This window comes from Pseudoalteromonas ostreae, assembly GCF_018069805.1.
GTDB classification, from domain to species: Bacteria; Pseudomonadota; Gammaproteobacteria; order Enterobacterales; family Alteromonadaceae; genus Pseudoalteromonas; species Pseudoalteromonas ostreae.
Window position 1 is genome coordinate 1 of sequence record NZ_JAGPYN010000030.1, and the last position, 18872, is coordinate 18872.

Annotated in this window: 15 protein-coding genes; 7 read left to right on the top strand and 8 right to left on the bottom strand. The window is 39.4% G+C overall.

Going from position 1 to position 18872, the window contains the following annotated elements; translation table 11 throughout:
* The first annotated feature begins 257 nt into the window (after positions 1-257).
* Positions 258-434: a hypothetical protein gene (locus tag J7338_RS18285; protein ID WP_210798388.1), complete on the top strand. Its 177-nt coding sequence runs from the start codon at positions 258-260 to the stop codon at positions 432-434.
* Positions 427-1101: a hypothetical protein gene (locus tag J7338_RS18290; protein ID WP_210798389.1), complete on the top strand. Its 675-nt coding sequence runs from the start codon at positions 427-429 to the stop codon at positions 1099-1101. The genes J7338_RS18285 and J7338_RS18290 overlap by 8 nt, the downstream gene beginning before the upstream one ends.
* Before the next feature lie 343 nt (positions 1102-1444).
* Here the strand turns inward: J7338_RS18290 and J7338_RS18295 are convergent, their stop codons facing one another.
* Positions 1445-2461 (bottom strand): lytic murein transglycosylase, encoded by a 1017-nt coding sequence (locus tag J7338_RS18295; protein WP_210798462.1) that lies wholly within the window; start codon positions 2459-2461, stop codon positions 1445-1447.
* A 4-nt stretch (positions 2462-2465) separates the two neighbouring features.
* Positions 2466-2747, bottom strand: a complete 282-nt coding sequence (locus J7338_RS18300) for a YcgL domain-containing protein (RefSeq protein ID WP_210798390.1) — start codon at positions 2745-2747, stop codon at positions 2466-2468.
* Between the two features lie 169 nt (positions 2748-2916).
* Between J7338_RS18300 and minC the strand changes: the two genes are divergently transcribed.
* The 3 genes from minC to minE are packed head-to-tail and all read left to right on the top strand — an operon-like array spanning position 2917 to position 4707.
* Positions 2917-3621, top strand: coding sequence for a septum site-determining protein MinC (minC, locus tag J7338_RS18305; protein WP_145235640.1), 705 nt, complete (start codon positions 2917-2919; stop codon positions 3619-3621).
* Positions 3622-3626: 5 nt separating this feature from the next.
* Entirely contained in the window at positions 3627-4436 is an 810-nt protein-coding gene (gene minD, locus J7338_RS18310; protein ID WP_210798391.1) for a septum site-determining protein MinD, read from the top strand.
* Between the two features lies 1 nt (position 4437).
* Positions 4438-4707 carry a cell division topological specificity factor MinE gene (gene minE, locus J7338_RS18315; protein WP_145235646.1) on the top strand — a complete coding sequence of 90 codons (270 nt, stop codon included), beginning with the start codon at positions 4438-4440 and terminating at the stop codon, positions 4705-4707.
* A gap of 179 nt (positions 4708-4886) precedes the next feature.
* Here minE and J7338_RS18320 read toward each other — a convergent pair whose 3' ends face one another.
* The 5 genes from J7338_RS18320 to J7338_RS18340 all read right to left on the bottom strand — a co-directional run bounded on the left by J7338_RS18320 (position 4887) and on the right by J7338_RS18340 (position 15982).
* Positions 4887-7688 (bottom strand): TonB-dependent receptor, encoded by a 2802-nt coding sequence (locus J7338_RS18320; RefSeq protein ID WP_210798396.1) that lies wholly within the window; start codon positions 7686-7688, stop codon positions 4887-4889.
* Between the two features lie 291 nt (positions 7689-7979).
* Positions 7980-8939, bottom strand: a complete 960-nt coding sequence (locus J7338_RS18325) for an isoaspartyl peptidase/L-asparaginase family protein (protein ID WP_210798399.1) — start codon at positions 8937-8939, stop codon at positions 7980-7982.
* Between the two features lie 94 nt (positions 8940-9033).
* Positions 9034-10095, bottom strand: a complete 1062-nt coding sequence (locus J7338_RS18330) for a glycoside hydrolase family 71/99 protein (RefSeq protein ID WP_275074580.1) — start codon at positions 10093-10095, stop codon at positions 9034-9036.
* Positions 10096-10248: 153 nt separating this feature from the next.
* On the bottom strand, positions 10249-13032 hold the full coding sequence (locus tag J7338_RS18335) for a discoidin domain-containing protein (protein ID WP_210798404.1): 2784 nt from the start codon (positions 13030-13032) through the stop codon (positions 10249-10251).
* A gap of 52 nt (positions 13033-13084) precedes the next feature.
* Positions 13085-15982, bottom strand: a complete 2898-nt coding sequence (locus tag J7338_RS18340; RefSeq protein ID WP_210798405.1) for a TonB-dependent receptor — start codon at positions 15980-15982, stop codon at positions 13085-13087.
* Between the two features lie 399 nt (positions 15983-16381).
* Here J7338_RS18340 and J7338_RS18345 point away from each other — a divergent pair, with 399 nt between their 5' ends.
* Together J7338_RS18345 and J7338_RS18350 are read left to right on the top strand one after the other, a co-directional pair.
* Positions 16382-17122, top strand: a complete 741-nt coding sequence (locus tag J7338_RS18345; RefSeq protein ID WP_210798407.1) for a copper homeostasis protein CutC — start codon at positions 16382-16384, stop codon at positions 17120-17122.
* Complete coding sequence (locus J7338_RS18350; RefSeq protein WP_210798409.1) at positions 17115-17990, top strand: glucosamine kinase nucleotide-binding domain-containing protein; 876 nt, start codon at positions 17115-17117, stop codon at positions 17988-17990. Before J7338_RS18345 ends, J7338_RS18350 begins: the two co-directional genes overlap by 8 nt.
* On the opposite strand, the gene J7338_RS18355 is transcribed toward J7338_RS18350, so the two are convergent.
* Positions 17987-18712, bottom strand: a complete 726-nt coding sequence (locus J7338_RS18355) for an AraC family transcriptional regulator (protein WP_210798410.1) — start codon at positions 18710-18712, stop codon at positions 17987-17989. The two genes, J7338_RS18350 and J7338_RS18355, sit on opposite strands and share 4 nt — an antisense overlap.
* Positions 18713-18872: the final 160 nt, after the last annotated feature.

Below are 18872 nucleotides of genomic sequence, written 5' to 3' on the forward strand. Positions count from 1 at the left end.
AATAGTCATTGTCTAGCGCCATGTTAATTCCTTTTGTTTTTGTTTTTGAGCCCTCTCCCACTCAAACACCTGTAATACCTAATACCTTGCAAAACGCCAATTAAAGCAACAGCGGACCCTCTTTTTATATATAACATGAAATCGAAGTAGTCAATTGAATAAAAATAAGAACTCGGCTATGGTTAATAAATAAAAAATAGATTAAAACGAATTATTTGACATGCTCGTTAAACCCTCGAACCATCAAGGAGTTGAAAGTGAAAAGTTTAACAATTGCTGGAGTAGTTGGATTGTTATTTGCGATGGTTATAATCTATTGGCTTAGTCCGTTAAACAATGGTGCCGTAGCTTTAGTGATAATTGTTTGTACTGGGGTAACAAGCGCAATAGCAAAAATGTTCTACTCAAACCCTAAGGATAGAGATAATGATTAACAAGTATAGAATCAACCTTTTCTTTGTTTTCGCTCTAATAGTATTATTATTATCCTGCAGGAACAACAACCTAGAAGAGAAGTCAATAAATACACCCGCGCGAGACTTTTTATTGGATGGGGAGGCTGAATCCGATGATTATACAATTCATGGTTACATACTTCTCTCATCTAAATTAGATAACTCTCAAAGATATTTGAAAATTTGTGAATCTTATCTACGCCATTTCGATCCAGTCTCAGATTTTAAAGGTGACAATCCTAGTATAAATTTAATACCAACATACTGGTTATTAAACTCTGATGCTAGAGTTGCAGTAGACGCATTTGGCTCCCAAATCTTACTTCAAATGACTTGTAATGAATATGTTGAATTATATGACTATCCAAGAGCAAAAACGCTCCTAAGTAAGGCGAAGAAATTATCTGCAAATGGGCCTGTTTTAGCTGCTTGGTCTACCCGAGGTATTAGCCATAAATTACTAACTTTTGATATTTCTAATTTTGATGAAAATGATTCTGACCGAGCTATGCTGATATGGAAAGAACGAATCACAATGAACCCCAATGTTTGGAATAATGGCCTTAAATTAGTAATAGTTAGGGAGGAGCTTAGAAGTTTTTTACAAAAATACGGTGATGAAATCATCAGTGTTATCAGTGTTTAACAAGGTCATACTGCAACGTCTCTTTGCAGAAATCACTACGTTCGGAAGCTGTTGCGTAGTTATCGCTTAATACAAGCATAGCTGTATCAGATCTTATCTTCTGACATCAAAATCACTAACACCGCTATAAGGGCATTAACGAATTTATTTTTTCCTTGTTACTCATAAATTTTAATGTTTTTTCTTAAGCGCTGCGCCTCTAGACCTTTTTGTGAATGAATCACTGAAAGGTCTTTTACACCGAGATTTATTTATAATAATGTACCAACCAATTAAGCGCGAGATAAACTCGCGCCTACAACAAATGCACCTAGCATCTAGTTACCTAGAGCCTAATTACTTATTAAATCGCTGGGTAACCAATGCGATCAGACAAGTAACCAACACTGGTGGCAAAGTAATATGAGCGATTCCAATGCATTAACGCTTTGTAATTATCATAAGCTAAATACATACGGCCATTCATATCATCAGGCATAACCAATGCAGCCGTTACATCTACGGCTGGTAAATCAGTACCATCCATTCTACGTACACCTAAAGCTTGCCAATCAGCTAACGAACGCTCTGAATCAGCCCAAAACTCTAACCATTGAGTACGTGTTTTAGTTCCACGTTGCAATACATAGCTAGGTTCGAAGCTTTGTGGTAACTTAATTTGACGACCCCAAGTAAGATCACTATTCCAGCCTGCTTGCTTTAAATAGTTAGCTATTGATGCAAAGGCATCAACTTGGGTGGTCCAAATATCTTTTCGACCATCTTTATCATAATCTACCGCGTAGGCATTAAATGAGCTTGGCATAAATTGCGTTTGCCCCATTGCACCTGCCCATGAACCATTGAATTTATCTAAAGTAATGTGCCCTTCCTTTAAAATATCAAGCGCGGCCCATAATTGGTTTTTATACATAGTTTCGCGACGGCCATCAAAAGCCAGCGTGACTACCGATGAAATAACGTTGTGACCACCTTGGATTTTACCAAAGTTACTTTCAAGGCCCCATAACGCAACAATAAAGCGTGCTTGCACGCCGTACTCGGCTGCAATTTGTTCTAAAATATCTTTATTTTCAGCGTATAGTTTACGTGCGCGGTCAATTTTCCATTGTGGCACACGCTTTGGTAAGTAAGTCTCTAAGGTTTCTTTAACTTCAGGCTGATTTTTATCAGCAGAAATTACCTTTTCTTTAAAGTGTGCTGTAGCGAAGGCATCTTCAATTAATTGACTATCGTAGCCTTTTTGTGCTGCTTCTTGTTTTAAACCTGCAACATATTCATCAAATTGTGCTTGGGTCTTGGCCAGTGCCGATGTACTAATACAGGCACTACATAAAATTGCAGCCAATTTAGTCATTATATGTTTAGTCACTATCAACTCCATTTTGTTTTCTATGCTCAGCTAGTAAGTTAGCTTCAGGTGGCGGTAACTGAAGATAAAACCCGACATCAGTTAATGATTTCTCAACCAAACTTAAATCAGCCCCGCCTAAATGCGTTCGTTTTGCTAAATTAATTAACATTACGTAATGTGGTTGACCGAACATAGCCATTAAAGGTTCCGGTACCTTGCTAAAATCATCTCTTTTTTCAACAAAAAGGAAGGTATCCACTTTTTTCTTACTTTTATATACCGCAGTCAGCATTATGAGCCTATAAAATCTTGCTTAACAGTGCTGCACACTATAACATGAGAGTCATAATAAGTTAGAAAAATTAGATTAGAAATTTCACCTTATCTATATAAACGCAGGCCTTATTCAGCCTGCGTTTATCTAAAATTGATTTCTGATCACACAATTCAATTGAGCGTGTATGTCGGACCAAACTTTTGAGCTAAAAGGGAATCTTTTTACGTTATCAGTTTTACATCTTTATAGTACTGATATAAACCTGTTAGCTGAGCAACTGTATATAAAAATTGCCCAAGCCCCTCGTTTTTTTGAGGGTGCGCCTATTGTTGTTAATTTAATTGAGATAAAAAATAACCTTGTTGATTTTGTTCATCTAAAGTCTTTATTAGAACGAATGAACTTTAATGCTGTTGGAGTCTGTAATGGCTCTGATGAGCAACATACGCAAGCCAAAGCCGCTGGGCTCTCAGTTTTAAATTATTCACAAGACGTTAAGAGTGAACCTGTTACAAAGCAGAGTAATACTTCAATTGTTGAGAAAACAGTTTACTTACCTGCCCAAGTCATCAATGGCACAGTGCGCTCTGGTCAACAAGTGTATGCTAAAGACCGTGACCTAATCGTCATTGGTGCGGTAAGCCATGGTGCAGAAGTCATTGCTGATGGCAATGTACATATTTATGGCACATTACGTGGTCGTGCAATAGCAGGCGCACAAGGTTACAACGAAGCACGTATTTTTTGCCAAAAATTAGAAGCAGAGCTTGTTTCTATCAATGGCAACTACTGGATCAGCGATTCTCTGCAAGGTGAGTTCTGGGGCAACGCTGCACAAATCCAACAAAAAAATGAATCTTTAGAAATTTCAGCTTTGGTTAAAGGATAAATCTTATGGCAAAAGTCATTGTCGTTACGTCAGGTAAAGGTGGTGTAGGTAAAACTACATCAAGTGCTGCAATTGGCACAGGTTTAGCACTTAAGGGCTATAAAACAGTCATTATAGATTTTGATATCGGTTTACGTAACCTTGATTTGATCATGGGCTGTGAACGTCGCGTTGTCTATGACTTTGTTAACGTTATAAACGGTGAAGCAAATTTAAATCAAGCACTTATCAAAGATAAACGGGTAGATAAATTATTTTTATTACCTGCCTCACAAACTCGTGATAAAGATGCTTTAACTCGCGAAGGTGTTGAACGCGTATTAAACGAGCTGAAAAAAGACTTTGATTATATCGTCTGTGATTCGCCAGCAGGGATTGAAGCCGGCGCTATGATGGCAATGTACTTTGCTGATGAAGCAATTGTAACAACGAACCCTGAAGTATCATCAGTTCGCGATTCAGACCGCATTTTAGGTATTTTGCATAGCAAATCTAAACGTGCTGAAGAAGGGCTTGAAAACATAAAAGAACATTTATTACTGACTCGCTATAACCCGGAGCGAGTAGCTAAAGGTGAAATGCTGTCAGTTGAAGATGTGCAAGATATTCTTTCTATTCCATTACTTGGGGTTATCCCTGAATCACAAGCGGTATTAAGTGCATCAAACTCAGGCCAGCCAGTTATATTAGATACAGAGTCTGATGCTGGGCAAGCTTATGCCGATGCAATTAATCGCTTATTAGGTGAAACAGTCGAATTTCGCTTCTTAGATGTAGAAAAGAAAGGTTTGTTCAAACGGATATTTGGAGGTTAACGTGTCACTACTTGACTACTTCCGCTCAGAAAAGAAAAATACAGCGTCACTAGCAAAAGAGCGATTGCAGATCATTGTTGCGCATGAGCGCTCACAGCGTGGTACACCTGATTACTTGCCACAATTGAAACAGGATATTCTTGATGTTATCCGTAAATACGTCAACATCAGTAATGACGCGGTTCAAGTCCAATTCGATCAAAACGAAGATGACTTAGCGGTATTAGAACTCAACGTCACTTTACCTGACGAAGAGAAAGAAAAGAAATAACTAAAAGGGCGCTATTACAGCGCCCTTTTCACATTTTAATAGCATAAAAAATCTAATGTTTATTTTACTACTTGGCTTTATTATTTAATTAAAGTCTGATTAATAAACCTTGAAATTTAAATAAAATGGGCATCTCAACTAAAGAATACCCTTTAATTTTATATTATAAATTATAATCTTTAGAAACTATAATTAGCACCTAAATAAAAGCGTCGTCCTGAATACTGGTTATAAGTAAAGCGATTACTTTGTTTCCAATAACCTTCTTCAACTTCCTCAGTTAAGTTAACCACTGAGGCTGTTAATGACAACTGCTCAGTCAAACTATAAGCCGCATTAACATCTAACTGGCCATAATCTTTCGTATACATGTTGTAACCTTTATGGATACCATTTGCACGATCATCTTTCCAGTTATAAGATGCCCTTACACTAAAATCATCATTTTCAAAATACACTGAAAGATTATATTGATGTTTGGCTGTTCCTGGGATTTCAGCCTCTGTTTTTTGACCATTCGTTGACACTTGGCTGGTGCTTGTATCTGTAAAAGTATAGTTAGCTAACACCCCAAAGCCACTCTCGAAAGAGTGTTGGAAAAACAACTCAACCCCTTGTGATTGAGCGTCACCACCGCCAACTTTAGTATTCATTTCAACTTCTATGGGGCCATTACAACAATCATGCTCTCGTTGAACTATTTCAACAGCAGAAATGGGCAAATTAGCAATATCTTTAGTAAAGTATGTCGCACCTAGTGCTGAGCCTTCCCCGTAATACCATTCGATGCCTAGATCGAACTGATCAGAAATCATTGGATCTAGGCCTGTATTAACCGAAGTGCCTCTACCACGCCCTGTCCAAGAGTCTGGTGAGTTTATATTAACCGGTGGCCCATACGACTCAGCTTGGCTCAGGTCAGAATAGCTTACACGAGACATCGTTCTGGCAGCAGCAAATCGAACAACAACATCTTCATTCGCATCCCATGCAAGGTTAAAGCTAGGGAGCCACTCCCCATCGTCACTTGAGCGCTCATTAGGGGCCGTATCATTACTATCTTGGCCTATTACATCATCATAAGTTAATGTACTTAGTTCAGTATTAACGTAACGAACGCCAAAGTTCCCCCTCAAATCACGCCATTGAAAATTACTTTGTGCATAGACCGACCAAATGTTTTCCTCTAAGGTATACGTTCCAGATAATGTTGGAACTACAGTTGGGCTAAAGTTATTTAAAAGATACTGTTCTAAAGCAGCGAAATCAAAGGCAAGGAAATCAAAAGCACCAGTGTTTCCGGCACTGTTATCAATAATGGTATCACTTACTAAACTTTCTGCGTCTGGATGAAAGTCAGGATTGTGAAACCATTCATTACCAGATAAATAACCTCGGTAACCACCGTTATCAGCGATGCCATCATCCCAACGAAAATCATTTCTTATACCTTTAATTTCATGTTGTCGATACTTTGCTCCGACAAAAAAACTGGTAAAAAAATCACCATCAAAATCTATTTTAAGATCCGATTGAATGTAATCTTCAGAGTCTTTATTTTCTGATGAATAAGAATCAAACCAATCATAGTATTGGTATGCTTGTTTATCTTTTGATAAATCTGTGGAAACTTCGTAGCGAGGCTCACCATTTTCTATATTAAAAAACCAACTGTTAACTGAACCTTGGCGAGCATCTATGTTTGCGTAAGTTTCTTTTGATGTACCACCTTTAGCTTCGGTATGACCAACTTGGACTGAAAGTGAATAACCATTTCCATAATAAGTCGCATCAAAATCAAAAGAGTTTGATTTTGATTCACCAAAACGTTCTCTTGCAGTCAATTGAGGTGATAAAAGCCCACGCCTTACTGGAACACCATCGTTAACATCAGCATCCCCAAAATTATTATCATTTAATAGACCATTATCTGCATTTCCATAAGCAACAACAGTGTCTCCATCTAGCTTAACCCCAAAATATGGATTGTGATTATCATTCCATTCAGCGAAAAACACTTCTTGTCCAGTTTGATCATAACCAAGCTTAGCGCCAAAATAGTTAAAATTTAGGTCTAACCTATCTGTTGGCATCCATTGGATAGCAAGCTGATAACCATCTCGTGTTCGATCTTGGTTAGCATTTTTTACATGCATACCCGATGGTGCCCACACATTGTTATAAACCTCACCTGTTGCTTGATCGACAATTGCTGACTGATCTGCACCTTCAACTGTATCTGAGTAAAAACGCCAACCCGACGCTACATTAGAGACTGTTGTAACAGTTCTATCTTGTCGTGTATAACCGGCTAAAATACCGAAACTTTCATCATCATTCTTCCATGAATAAAGTATATTAAGTTGAGGTTGTAAGTCCTCAGAAACATCATCGTAAGTTGCTTCAACACTTAAAGCGCCTGAATTTTGATCCATCTCAAGAGGCTTGCGAGTATTTAAAATAACAGTCCCACCAATCCCTCCTTCATCTATACGCGCTTCTGCACTTTTAAATACTTCCACACTACTAATCATACTGGATGGCAACAACGTATAATTAAAACTTCGAGTGGGCACACCAGCCCCAGAAGAAGCAATATAATTGCCATTTAACTGTGTGAGGGTCCAATCTGGTGATGTGCCACGAATACTGACTCGACTGCCTTCGCCACCGTCGCGACCAATAAGTACACCTGAAACTCGTTGCAATGAATCAGCAACATTTTTATCTGGAAATTTACCAATATCTTCAGCTGTTATCGCATCAACCGTTGCATTAGAGAGTCGTTTTATAGCTAAATTTTCAGCAGTTGAAGAACGAATACCTCTCACTTCAATCACTTCAAAGTCATCGTTATTTTGATTATCTTTTTGATCTGCATACGCGACATTGCAGGCAGTCATTAATGCTAAAAATAATACTGATCTATTAAATTGTCGTGAAAGTTCAGTTGATTTATTAATGTTACTATAATCAGCCATACCAATCTCCATCATTGTGTGTGTTATATTTCACTCAGTAAATTTCTAGTTACGTCGAGTGATTTATTATATCTTTACAGCCACTAACTTATGCGGTTAATAAATTGTAAAGGTCACAGTTAGGATAAGGTTACTGTATATAAAGTGATAATATATTTTCGGTGTGAATCAGTATAAAATCGGCGTAAACCACAATAAAATACAATTTAAACGGTAAATATTCACCCTTTAATTTATATACAAGTATTCAATAAAAATAACAATTAAAAATGCCGTAGGTTACTAAATACTTCACAAAATACTCGCCGCATCAAGTAATTTACTTCCTGCCTTTGAGGTAATTGCATAATTAAAACCAGGTTGAATACAATAAGATCCATATTCACCAGATTTACTCAAGGCTAGAAAACCAACTTGAAACTGTTTATAATCACCCAGCTTATGGGCAATTCGCTCAACTGCGCCCTTACACGCTTGCGTAGGTGTCATACCTTGGCGCATCATTTCGACCACTAAATGACAGCCTACCGTTTTTATCATCAACTCGCCCATGCCCGTTGCCGTTGCAGCACCGACTTCATTATCAACGTACAAACCGGCACCTATAATGGGCGAATCCCCTACTCTGCCTGACATTTTAAAGGCCGCGCCGCTAGTGGTACACGCCCCAGATAAATCGCCATTACTATCCAATGCTAACATGCCAATTGTGTCGTGATTTTCAATATTGATCACGGGCGCATATTTTGATTCCACCAGCCAATCTTGCCAGGCCTTTTTAGCTTGCGGGGTTAATAAGTTTTCTTCTAAAAACCCTTGTGATTTAGCAAATTGCAGCGCACCTTCGCCCACCAGCATCACATGAGGGGTGGTATCCATCACCAATCTGGCAACTGAAATTGGGTGTTTAATATTCTGAAGATAGGCCACTGCGCCACAGTTTTGATTTTCATCCATAATGCAGGCATCGAGAGTAACAGTCCCTTCTCTATCTGGATAACCACCATAGCCAACTGTCATCACATTTGGGTCTGCTTCAGGAATTCGCACACCAGCTTCCACAGCGTCAATGGCTTTACCATCCTCTGCAAGCACTTGCCATGCGGCCTTATTAGCCGCTATACCATGTTGCCATGTAGAGACGACGATAGGTTTATCCACTTTACTTTTAGCTACTGTCTTAAATGGTATTAATGCAACAGCACTTGAAATAGCTGATAACTTTAAAAAGTCACGTCTGTTAGTGATCATTATTGTTCCTTAATAAATTTGCGAACATCGGCTGTAAATCAAAAGCAAGCGATTCAATTTAACCACCACTTGCATACAGGGTTGGTGTATCTGTTTAATCTTTAACTGAACGTATATTTAAAGACTGTTGAAAACGCTCACTCCAATAATGAGTTCGTTTTAAATAGTAATCAGCAGCTAAAGGGCTGTAATCAAGGTACTTATAGTCACCCACTTGCTTCTCAATCGCAGGCTCGATCTGAGTCCCTTCGTGCCATTCATTAAATGAGGTCACTCCGATAAAGGTTGGAGCCACTGCAATTGCTTTTTTAAACATCGTGTCGTAATACTTTCCAGATTCGCGTGCCCTGAAGTTTTTTTTGTTCCACGGACGAATTCTATCGTCAGCATACCCAGGACCGACACTTGGAATAAATAGTTTATTATGTTGCTTTGCCCACTTAGCTAGGTATGGCCAGTTTTTAGTGGTACTGCCATAAACAAATCCATCAACAGCAAAGTAGCTATAAAAGCCATCCATACCACTGTTTAAAAAGAATGACTCTTCACCTTTATCAACCCACAGCCCTATAAAGTTAGCATCATACGTTTTACCTCTGACTGTTAATTCGCCTTTTGGTAGCAACACTTTCTGCCATTCACTGATTGGCATTTTGTATGAGTCATAAACATAATATAATGGCTTGCCTTGGTAATGATATAAAGCGGGGTGTTGGCCAAAACGCTGATCTAGCTGTTTTACTACTTGTAAAAATTCAGCCGCACTGTGATAGATAGGTTCAATATGGAAGTTAACTTTAAGGCCAATTTTAGCGGCTTTATCCATAAAAACGGGCACTGAACTGCTACCAAAATCGCTATCGCCCCACCAGCTTAATATAATTACGCTAACTCCTGCTTGTTTCATCATCGCTAAATGGGTATCCATAAGTGCTTCGTCGTTTGCACTGTAAGTACCTAATTTAGGGTAGAAATTAGCACCAATGTCATCGCCACCAGGGTAGCCTTTACGCCCCACAATAGGTTGATCACCGTAAGGTAATACCTGATGATCCCAGTGCGCCCATTGACCATCAACTTTTAAGTTGCCATACCAACTGTAATAAAAAATATGCAGCCCACGCTGTTGAGATCCGGCTGCAGATCCAGCAGACACATAAAAACTGCATAATAAAAGGCTTATTAAAATGGCCGAGCACCTATTTAATCGCGAAAGTTTATTCTTAAACAACATATTATTTACCGTTTCACCTAAAAATAGGTAGCTTGAAGCGCTATTTAGCACCCACAAGCTACCAAACAATCAAAACTAAAATGGTTGCAGTGGGCCTATTAGTTCAAGTTCAGAAACGTGAACTTGCTGAGCATCACCATTGTTAGCACTAATACTTAAGCGATATAAGCTAAACGCAAAGCCATTGCCTATTGTAAAGAGGCGTCGTTGGTTTAATTGTTCAAATTCCTCGTCTTTAAAGCTCGCTATTTCTAGCCATGTTTTACCACCATCATTTGAGCCTTGTAAGGTGAAGTTTTTCGGATCTTTGTTGTTACTATCACTGCCATTCGTGATTGAGATATTAGTAACAATCTGTGCTTGAGGTAATGCAACATCAAGCCACACGGGCATGGCCTCAGCGGCTGTCGTCCATACCGTCGCTATATCATCATCTGTGGCATTATTTTCTACCACTCCCTCTTGCTCACCAGCACCTGCAAGGACTGATGACGCAGTTGCAGAATGATCAACTGAAGCAACCTGAGGACCTATTAGCTCGATCTCTGCTATTTGCATCAGCGTATCGTCGCCACGGTTTTTAGTTATATTGAAGCGATAAAAACTAAAACCTAAATCGTTACTAAAAGTGAAAACACGACGCTGAAAACGCTGCTCAAAGTTCTCACCTAACCAAGCACCAAGTGTGATCCAATTTTCACCGTCATTTGACGCTGCTAAGTTAAAGTTTTGCGGATCACGTGAATCAGCATCATTTGCACTTGTTAATGCCAACTTATTAACTGCTGTCGTATTACTGAACTGTACCATTGCCCAAGATGGATTCTCGGCGCTTGGTGCACCAGACCAATCATTATGATCCAACCATTTGCTATCAACATTACCATCGAACGCTTTAACACCCGCCTCACCATCACCAATCTGATTACGAACGGTAATTATTGCATCGGCTGATAACGCATGATTTAAATCTGCCACTTTAGGTCCTACCAAGGCAATCTCAGCAATTTTGACCCCAGCGCCTGCAGATGTTTTAGTTATGCTCAAACGATAGCTAGAAAATGCCAGTGTATTATTGGTCGCAAACGATAACCTTTCACCACGACGTTCAAATGTTTCATCTGAATAATCAGCTAAATGAACCCATGTTTGCCCATTATCATTACTTGCAGTAAGTGAAAATGTAGCGGGATCACCCTCTGCGTTTTGAGCATCTGAGATCAGTACTAACTTATCAACGGCAGCGGCTTGAGCGAGCGTAGCTGTAATTGTTACTGGTACTTCAGTTGAAGGCACATCTGAATTCCAACTTGTGTCATCATTATTATCAAATGCCTGTGCATAACTGTCACCTGCACTTGCCGATATTACGACACTATCAATTGGTTCAGCATGATCAATACTTGCATTTATGGGCCCCACAAAAGCAATCTCTGATAACTGCATTAAACCATCATCACCTCTATTTTTAGTGATATTTAAACGATACGAGTAAAACTCTAAGCCGTTGTCAAAACGAAATTCACGTCGCTGAAAGCGTTCATCAAAGTTCTCACCGATGAACTTCCCCAAGGTTAGCCAGTTTTCACCATCGACTGACCCTTGAATATTAAAGTTTTGCGGGTCTCGAGACTCAGCATCGTTAGCACTTGTAATGAAGACACTATTTACAGCGTGTTTTTCAGCAAAATCAACTTGGAGCCAAGATGGATCTTGCTCACTTGGTGCACTAGTCCAATCATTATGATCAAGCCACTTGGTATTAGGGTCACCGTCGAATGCTTTACTTTCAGCTTCGTTGTCACTTATACGATTACGCGCTGTGATCGTTGCTGTAGCAAGATTTTCGGCATTGGTAATTTCTTTAACAGGACCACTAGATGCGGCACTTTCAAGAAAAGGTAGCGCAACATCAATGACATCCTCAGCTGATAGCGCTAATTTATCTAGGTAAGGAAAACCAGCAATGGTGTTTAACATACGCTCACGTAATGGCTGTAAAGCCACAACATCGCCGTCACTAGCTAAGTTAATCGCACTAATGAGTTCGTTAATAACACCCGCGACAGTTTCATCTTTATTAAGACTTGCAAATACTGCGTTAGCTAAAGAAAGTTTAATAATATTAATGTCGGCCAATTGGTCAATACAATTACCTTCACTATCGCAATCTTGGTCTACTACAAAATTATCGTAGCTTTCGGCACTGATCAATTGGGTTTTAAATACATTGGCTTTACTGTCGATCCCCAGTGCTTTTAGTACTAAACGCGAGTTATCCGATAAAGCTAATTCATATAACTCACGCACAGCAACATTTAAACCATTGGCAATACCTTGCTCAACTAAATGAGTGGCGGTTGTAGTTAAAGCATTTACTTGAAAATTAGCGTCTGCTACGCCATCACTTGTAGATGCGAAAGGCACATCAACATATGTTAAAGTCGCTAACTGCAGATCAGCAATCTCAGTGCCACTGATCTGTTCACCGATTAGGTGTTGAGCACAGCTGGGCGCATCACAGATCATCGTTGAGTTAGCATCCGCATTAACAGTCATCTTAAACATACCGTTAATACCAAAGCCTTGTTGACTTTCTATGCTCAGATTTACCATACCAGCAGCATCGGTTTGACTATTAGACGTCACCTTAATATCTGAGCCATTCATTTGCTTTACAGTGACCGTTGCGAAACCTAATGTCCCTTTCACTGCACTACCGGCAATATCAGCAGAGGTAATATCAATTTTTGCTGGGATATCAGTCGGATCCGGATCATCAGCTCCACCACACCCTGATAGGCCGATCATTGCTACCAGCATAATGCTAGATATTTTACTAAGTTTGGGCTTATTCATGTTTATTCCTCTATACGATTCTTGGTTATTTGTTCCGTCTCACCTTGCGCTATTAAAAGCGGTAAGTTGCACCTGCGTAAAAACGACGACCACTGTATGCATTTTGAATAAAGCGGTTTTTAGTATCATCACCTAGATGCATGTAAGTATCTGACTGAGTGAGGTTAATAACGGAAGCAGATAACACGAGAGCATCAGTCAAGTTATAACTTGCATTGACGTCTACCTGATCATAGGCTTCATTGTAATAGTTCATTTCCCATGAGGCGTTGTAGCCTTGAACCGTTGGACCGCGCTTATTGTATGAGGCGCGAACACTGAATAAGTCATCTTCATAAAATACCGATAAATTCATTTGGTATTTAGAACTGCCGATCAAAGGTGACTCTCCCACCTTTTCGCCATCAAGCTCTACATTGGCTTGATTAGTGTTATTGCGGGTATAATTAGCATAAAGACCAAAGCCATTATCAAAGAAGTGTTGGATAAAAAATTCAGCCCCTTCAGAAGAAGCATTCGTCCCATTAGCAACAGTACTAAAATCCCTAACTGCAAAATTGTCGCCACTGACATTTACTTGCTCATCACCTGCGTTGGGTAAATTAAATGAAATGTCCGGTGCACTGCGGGTAACATCAATTATTAAAGGCACAACAAAGTTATCAACATCTTTTTTAAATAGCGCAATACCAAAGCCAGAGCCAGCTCCGTAGTAGTATTCTAAAGACATATCAAATTGGGTTGACTCAAATGGCGCTAGCTGGTTATTACCACCGGATCCCGTCCACCCTTCGCCATCAATAATTGCATCAAAATTGTCTGCCGATGAGCGATCCGTTGAGTATTCATTCGACGTGTACGTTAAAGTCTGAAACTGGCCTAAATCATCATAACCAGGACGCGCCATGGTTTGTGATGCTGCTCCACGAAGTACCCAGTTGTCATCGATATCCCAGACTATATTAAAGCTGGGCAGTATCTTCGTTTCTGTACTCTCTTTTTCAATAAAAACAAAATCTTCTACACGTTGTTGGTCGATTGGTAATTCATTGCCATTGTCGTCTTTCCAATCTAATCGGTAGGTGATTTTATCTGATGATCCGGTGGTCGTTTTGGTGCGCACTACGCGTACACCCAAATTACCCCGTACTTGTGAAAAACGATAATCAGCTTGCATATAAGCCGCTGTAATTTCTTCTTCAACACTATAAACGTAGTTAGGCTCAATACGCGTATAATGAACAAAGTTTTCATTCAAATGATCTTGGTATTTATGCCAGTTTACAGCTGGGAATAAGTTCGTATTAATAACATCAGATAAGTTACCTAATGAATCTGAATAAATTAAATCTGCAATATCCGGTATGCCGCCATTTTTAGAATAATCATCGTCCAAATCAATGGTGCCTTCAGCTTCACCTTTTGCTATATCAAAATCTTGGGAGAGATAAAAGCTGTTGCGAGTATCGCGATGAATTTTACCTTTGCGATATTTCGCACCAAAATGCAACGTTTCAATTACGCCATAATCCACAAAATAGTCAAAATCAATCTGTCCGTAATCTTCTTCTTGAGTACCGGTCACAAAACTTGAATCGGTGGCTGTTACGTCAGGATCGCCACCAATGCCTGCAGCCAAGTTACTGATCATACTTGGATCCATATAAGTGGTCATGCGCCCATCAGAAAAATCGTACCCATAGTAAAGCGAGGATTCATTTGCATAATAAGCGGCACGATACTTTTGGGAAGGGCCACCTTCCGCTTCAGTATGACCCAGCACTACTTTAACGTTGTAATTATCACCTTCGTATTTAGCATAAAAATCATATGTATCAGAGCTGGACTCTTCAATCGTATATTCACCATTAATACGTGGGATAGAAGAAACAGCCTGAGTGCCAGATGCACCAACAGAGTAGTCTATACCTGTAACAAACTGAGACTCTTCATCAACACGGACATCGGTCCAGAAATTATCGTTATTGTTCCATTCTGGGTATTCTAATTGATTTAAAATTGAATCTTGGCCCAATTTAAAATTAAAATAATTAAAGCCAAGCTCTAAGTTACTGGTTGGTCGCCATTGAGTAGTAAACTGGATCCCAGTTCGATTTCGCTCTTCATTTAAGACTTCCTGAACCATACTTTGTGCAGCGTAACCTTGTGCCCCGCCTTCAACCATTTGATTATCTTTCATTTCAGAATAAAAATAATTTTTATTCATGATATTAATACGCGAGCTTTGTGAGCGATTAGTGCGGTCTTGTTTTGTATAACCCACTAAAACCCCAAAGTCTTCATCATCATTCTTCCATGAATAAATACCACTAAACTGAGGTTCGTACTTATCGGTGATATCAGAATTACTGGTTTCAAAATTAATGATCCCAGAATTTTTATCCATATCAAGAGGCTTGCGGCTATACAACAAAACCGTACCGCCAATTCCGCCCTCATCAAGGCGAGCTTCTGAAGATTTATATACTTCAACGCGTTGGATCATCGTTGCAGGTAATAATGCGTATGAAAATGAACGCGATGGTTCACCGGGGGACGAAGCTATAAAGTTGCCATTTAATTGGGTGAAGGTTAAGTCCGATGATAAACCACGAATACTTACGGAAGCCCCCTCACCGCCATTCCGTTGTATAATTACCCCAGGCACACGCTGCAATGAGTCTGCCACATTCTTATCTGGGAACTTACCAATATCTTCTGCGGTAATGGCGTCAACGGTTGCGTTAGACAACCGCTTAATCGCTAAGTTTTCAGCTGCCGAGGCGCGAATGCCCCTAACTTCAATTACTTCTAGGTCGTTTTCTGGTGCTTTTTGTTCTTCTTGTGCGTATACGCCATGACAGTTTGCCATCAACGCTAGCAGCAGCGCAGATTTCTTAAACCGCCGTGCAAGATCCGCCGATTCACGACTGTTCTTATTATTGGTCATGTTTATCTCCAGTATTATTGTGTGTGGTTAGTTGTGTTAAAGCACTTTAAAACCCATGATAATCCCTGTGGGTAAACCTTAAGGCATTTCGAACTGGGTTAATAGCTTGTTAAACTGCTTTTCAAGAATAGGGTTCTGTCGAAGAAAGTGATAATAGAAATTCGGTTGCCGCTAGGACAAAATCGGCGTTAAGGTTAAAAAAAGATCCAATCGGTGCTGAGCTAGTTTATAGTCATCAACTTAAATTAATGGCATATAAAAACACTTTGCATATTCATTAAAAAGTAAAAAATAAAAATAAGCAACTGATTTATAACAAAGTTATATTTATTCTAATAGTATCAACCATTATTAAATATTTTATTATTAACAATATCGCTAGTATTTTGGAACGAAACAATGCGTAAAAATTTAGAAGTCTGTTTAAACGCCGATGATCATATTCAGTTAGCTGATAATGTAAAAACCGCATTTACAGCTGGCGCCGCTAGAATTGAGCTTTGCAATACAATGCAACTTGAAGGTCTCACTCCTAGTGCAACAGCAATGACTATCGCAGCTCATGCAATGCCCTCAGAAGGCGAGTTGCTTATCATGATACGACCTGTTGCGAATCAATTTATTGTTGATGCAACAATACTGAAGCAAATGCTTACACAAATAGCACACGCGGCGCACGCAGGTGCTACCGGTGTTGTATTTGGTGCGCTAAACGCCAATGGCGTTGATGTCGCAGCTACCACAGCGCTCATTGCCTGTGCACATAAATATAATTTAGCAACGACATTTCATCGCGCCTTTGATTGTATAGAAGACAGCGAAAAGGCAATTGGTCTATTAACTGAACTGGGCATTGATCGTATCCTCACAAACGGCACTAAATGGACTGATGATAAAGACGTTATGCAAGGTCTTAATCATTTACAAACAATCATTAGCCACGCCAATGATCATATAGAAATTGTTATTGGTGGTGGCGTAACCACTGATAATGCAAGTACACTTTGGCAACTTGCCAACAATAATTTAGTGTCACTACATGCCTACTCTGGTGTACACAACAAGGATGGCTGGGTGGATCCGTTATTAATTAACGCAATTTTAAATCAACGAACTAACGAGCAAGCTAAAAATGACTAACGACTCTCAACCTCACCTGTATTTAGGTATTGATGGCGGCGGTACAAAATGCCGAGTCAGGCTTGAAAACGCACAAGGCACCCTACTTGCTGAGGCAGTAAGCGGTGCAGCAAATATTGCAACCTCCGTTGAAGTGGCGCAGCAATCCATTATTGATGCAACAACACACGCATTACATCAGGCTGGTTTAGGGCTATCAAAACTCGGGGCAATTTATGCCTATGCAGGACTCGCTGGCGCTGGCATTGCCGGTGCAAATAATAAGATGGCACAGTGGCAGCATCCATTTGCACAATTTAACTTTTCAACTGACTTACACATAGCCTGTCAAGGTGCCCATGGTGATAACGGAGGTGCAATTATTATTTTAGGTACTGGCTTTTGTGCAGGAGCAATAAAAAACGGTAACGTTATTGAATTAGGAGGCCATGGATTATTATTAAGTGATGGCGCAAGCGGAGGCTGGATTGGTTTAACTTTATTTCGTTATGCGCTAGAGGTTTTAGATGGCTTATCCCCCTCAAGCTCATTAATAAATACCTTATTGGCACAGCTTAGTTGTGATACAAGTAACCAGCTGACAGAATTAGCACTCAATGCCAAACCCGCTTTTTTTGCAGGTTTTGCGCCTTTAGTTTTCGCAATGCAAGATGATCCTTGGGCCATTATTATTTTAGAGCAAGCAGCGCGCTATATTACCCGTTATATCGACCATTTAGTTAGCCACGGCTATCACAACATTACATTAATGGGAGGCACAGCCGAGAAAATTACTCCTTGGTTATCAACCAAAGCACAAGGTTATCTTTGTGATGCGCACTACCTGCCCGAGCAAGGCGCTATTCAATTAGCTAAACGGCTGGCTTAGGGCTCAATTTGGGAGCGCATTTGTGAGGGGATCTCACCAAATAAGCGTCTGAATTGTTTACTAAAATAGCTAGGCTCTGAAAAACCGCATTGATAGGCTATTTGTGAAATTGGTAAACGAGTTTCAACTAGTAGCTTACGTGCATTTTCTAAACGTATTTCGTTAATAAATTGATTAGGTGTTTTTGCTAAATGTTTTTTAAATCGCCGCTCTAACGCACTTACCGATAAATGAGCAAGCTCGGCAAGTTCTTCAATACAGATATTGCGATGATAGTGTTCACGTATATAATTTACTGGCCCTTCAATCGCTCTTACATGCGACAAAGCCTTTGATGTTTTTTGTAAATGCCGTGTAACGCCATAAGTGCCCAGTATTTGACCATCGTCAGCTAAAATTGCTTTTTTGGACGTTGAAAACCAGGCTAATTCACCATTTGAGGTTTGGTTTAGCTCCAAACGATCAGTAACTACATAGCCATTCATTACACGTTTATCGTCATTGACGTATTGAAATGCTAAGTGTTTAGATGAAAAGTCAAAATCAGTTTTCAGTAAAATTTGCTCTAATAACTTATACCCTTGATGTTCAATAAAATGTTGATTCGCGTAAAGAATTCGACTCTCAGAATCCTTAACCCAAAACAAAATATCGGGTAATAAATCAAATGCCGAGATCAGTTGATTTACGCCCGCTTTATTTATGATCCCTTGCACTTTCATAATAATATATTCTATAAATATGAATTTATAATAATATATAAAACGCCGATTTTATTGCATTGTCAACCGAATTTTTATTATCCCTTACGCTGTTCATTCCCTATTATCAATAACATGATATTAACTAAACTCAGTAGACGATTACTGACATGGAGCTTTT

Excerpts from the sequence above, each read along its gene's own strand:
- J7338_RS18290 (WP_210798389.1), top strand. The coding sequence starts at position 427 with ATGATTAACAAGTATAGAATCAACCTTTTCTTTGTTTTCGCTCTAATA.
- J7338_RS18300 (WP_210798390.1), bottom strand. The coding sequence starts at position 2,747 with ATGCTGACTGCGGTATATAAAAGTAAGAAAAAAGTGGATACCTTCCTT.
- minC (WP_145235640.1), top strand. The coding sequence starts at position 2,917 with ATGTCGGACCAAACTTTTGAGCTAAAAGGGAATCTTTTTACGTTATCA.
- minD (WP_210798391.1), top strand. The coding sequence starts at position 3,627 with ATGGCAAAAGTCATTGTCGTTACGTCAGGTAAAGGTGGTGTAGGTAAA.
- J7338_RS18320 (WP_210798396.1), bottom strand. The coding sequence starts at position 7,688 with ATGGCTGATTATAGTAACATTAATAAATCAACTGAACTTTCACGACAA.
- J7338_RS18325 (WP_210798399.1), bottom strand. The coding sequence starts at position 8,939 with ATGATCACTAACAGACGTGACTTTTTAAAGTTATCAGCTATTTCAAGT.
- J7338_RS18335 (WP_210798404.1), bottom strand. The coding sequence starts at position 13,032 with ATGAATAAGCCCAAACTTAGTAAAATATCTAGCATTATGCTGGTAGCA.
- J7338_RS18340 (WP_210798405.1), bottom strand. The coding sequence starts at position 15,982 with ATGACCAATAATAAGAACAGTCGTGAATCGGCGGATCTTGCACGGCGG.
- J7338_RS18345 (WP_210798407.1), top strand. The coding sequence starts at position 16,382 with ATGCGTAAAAATTTAGAAGTCTGTTTAAACGCCGATGATCATATTCAG.
- J7338_RS18350 (WP_210798409.1), top strand. The coding sequence starts at position 17,115 with ATGACTAACGACTCTCAACCTCACCTGTATTTAGGTATTGATGGCGGC.
- J7338_RS18355 (WP_210798410.1), bottom strand. The coding sequence starts at position 18,712 with ATGAAAGTGCAAGGGATCATAAATAAAGCGGGCGTAAATCAACTGATC.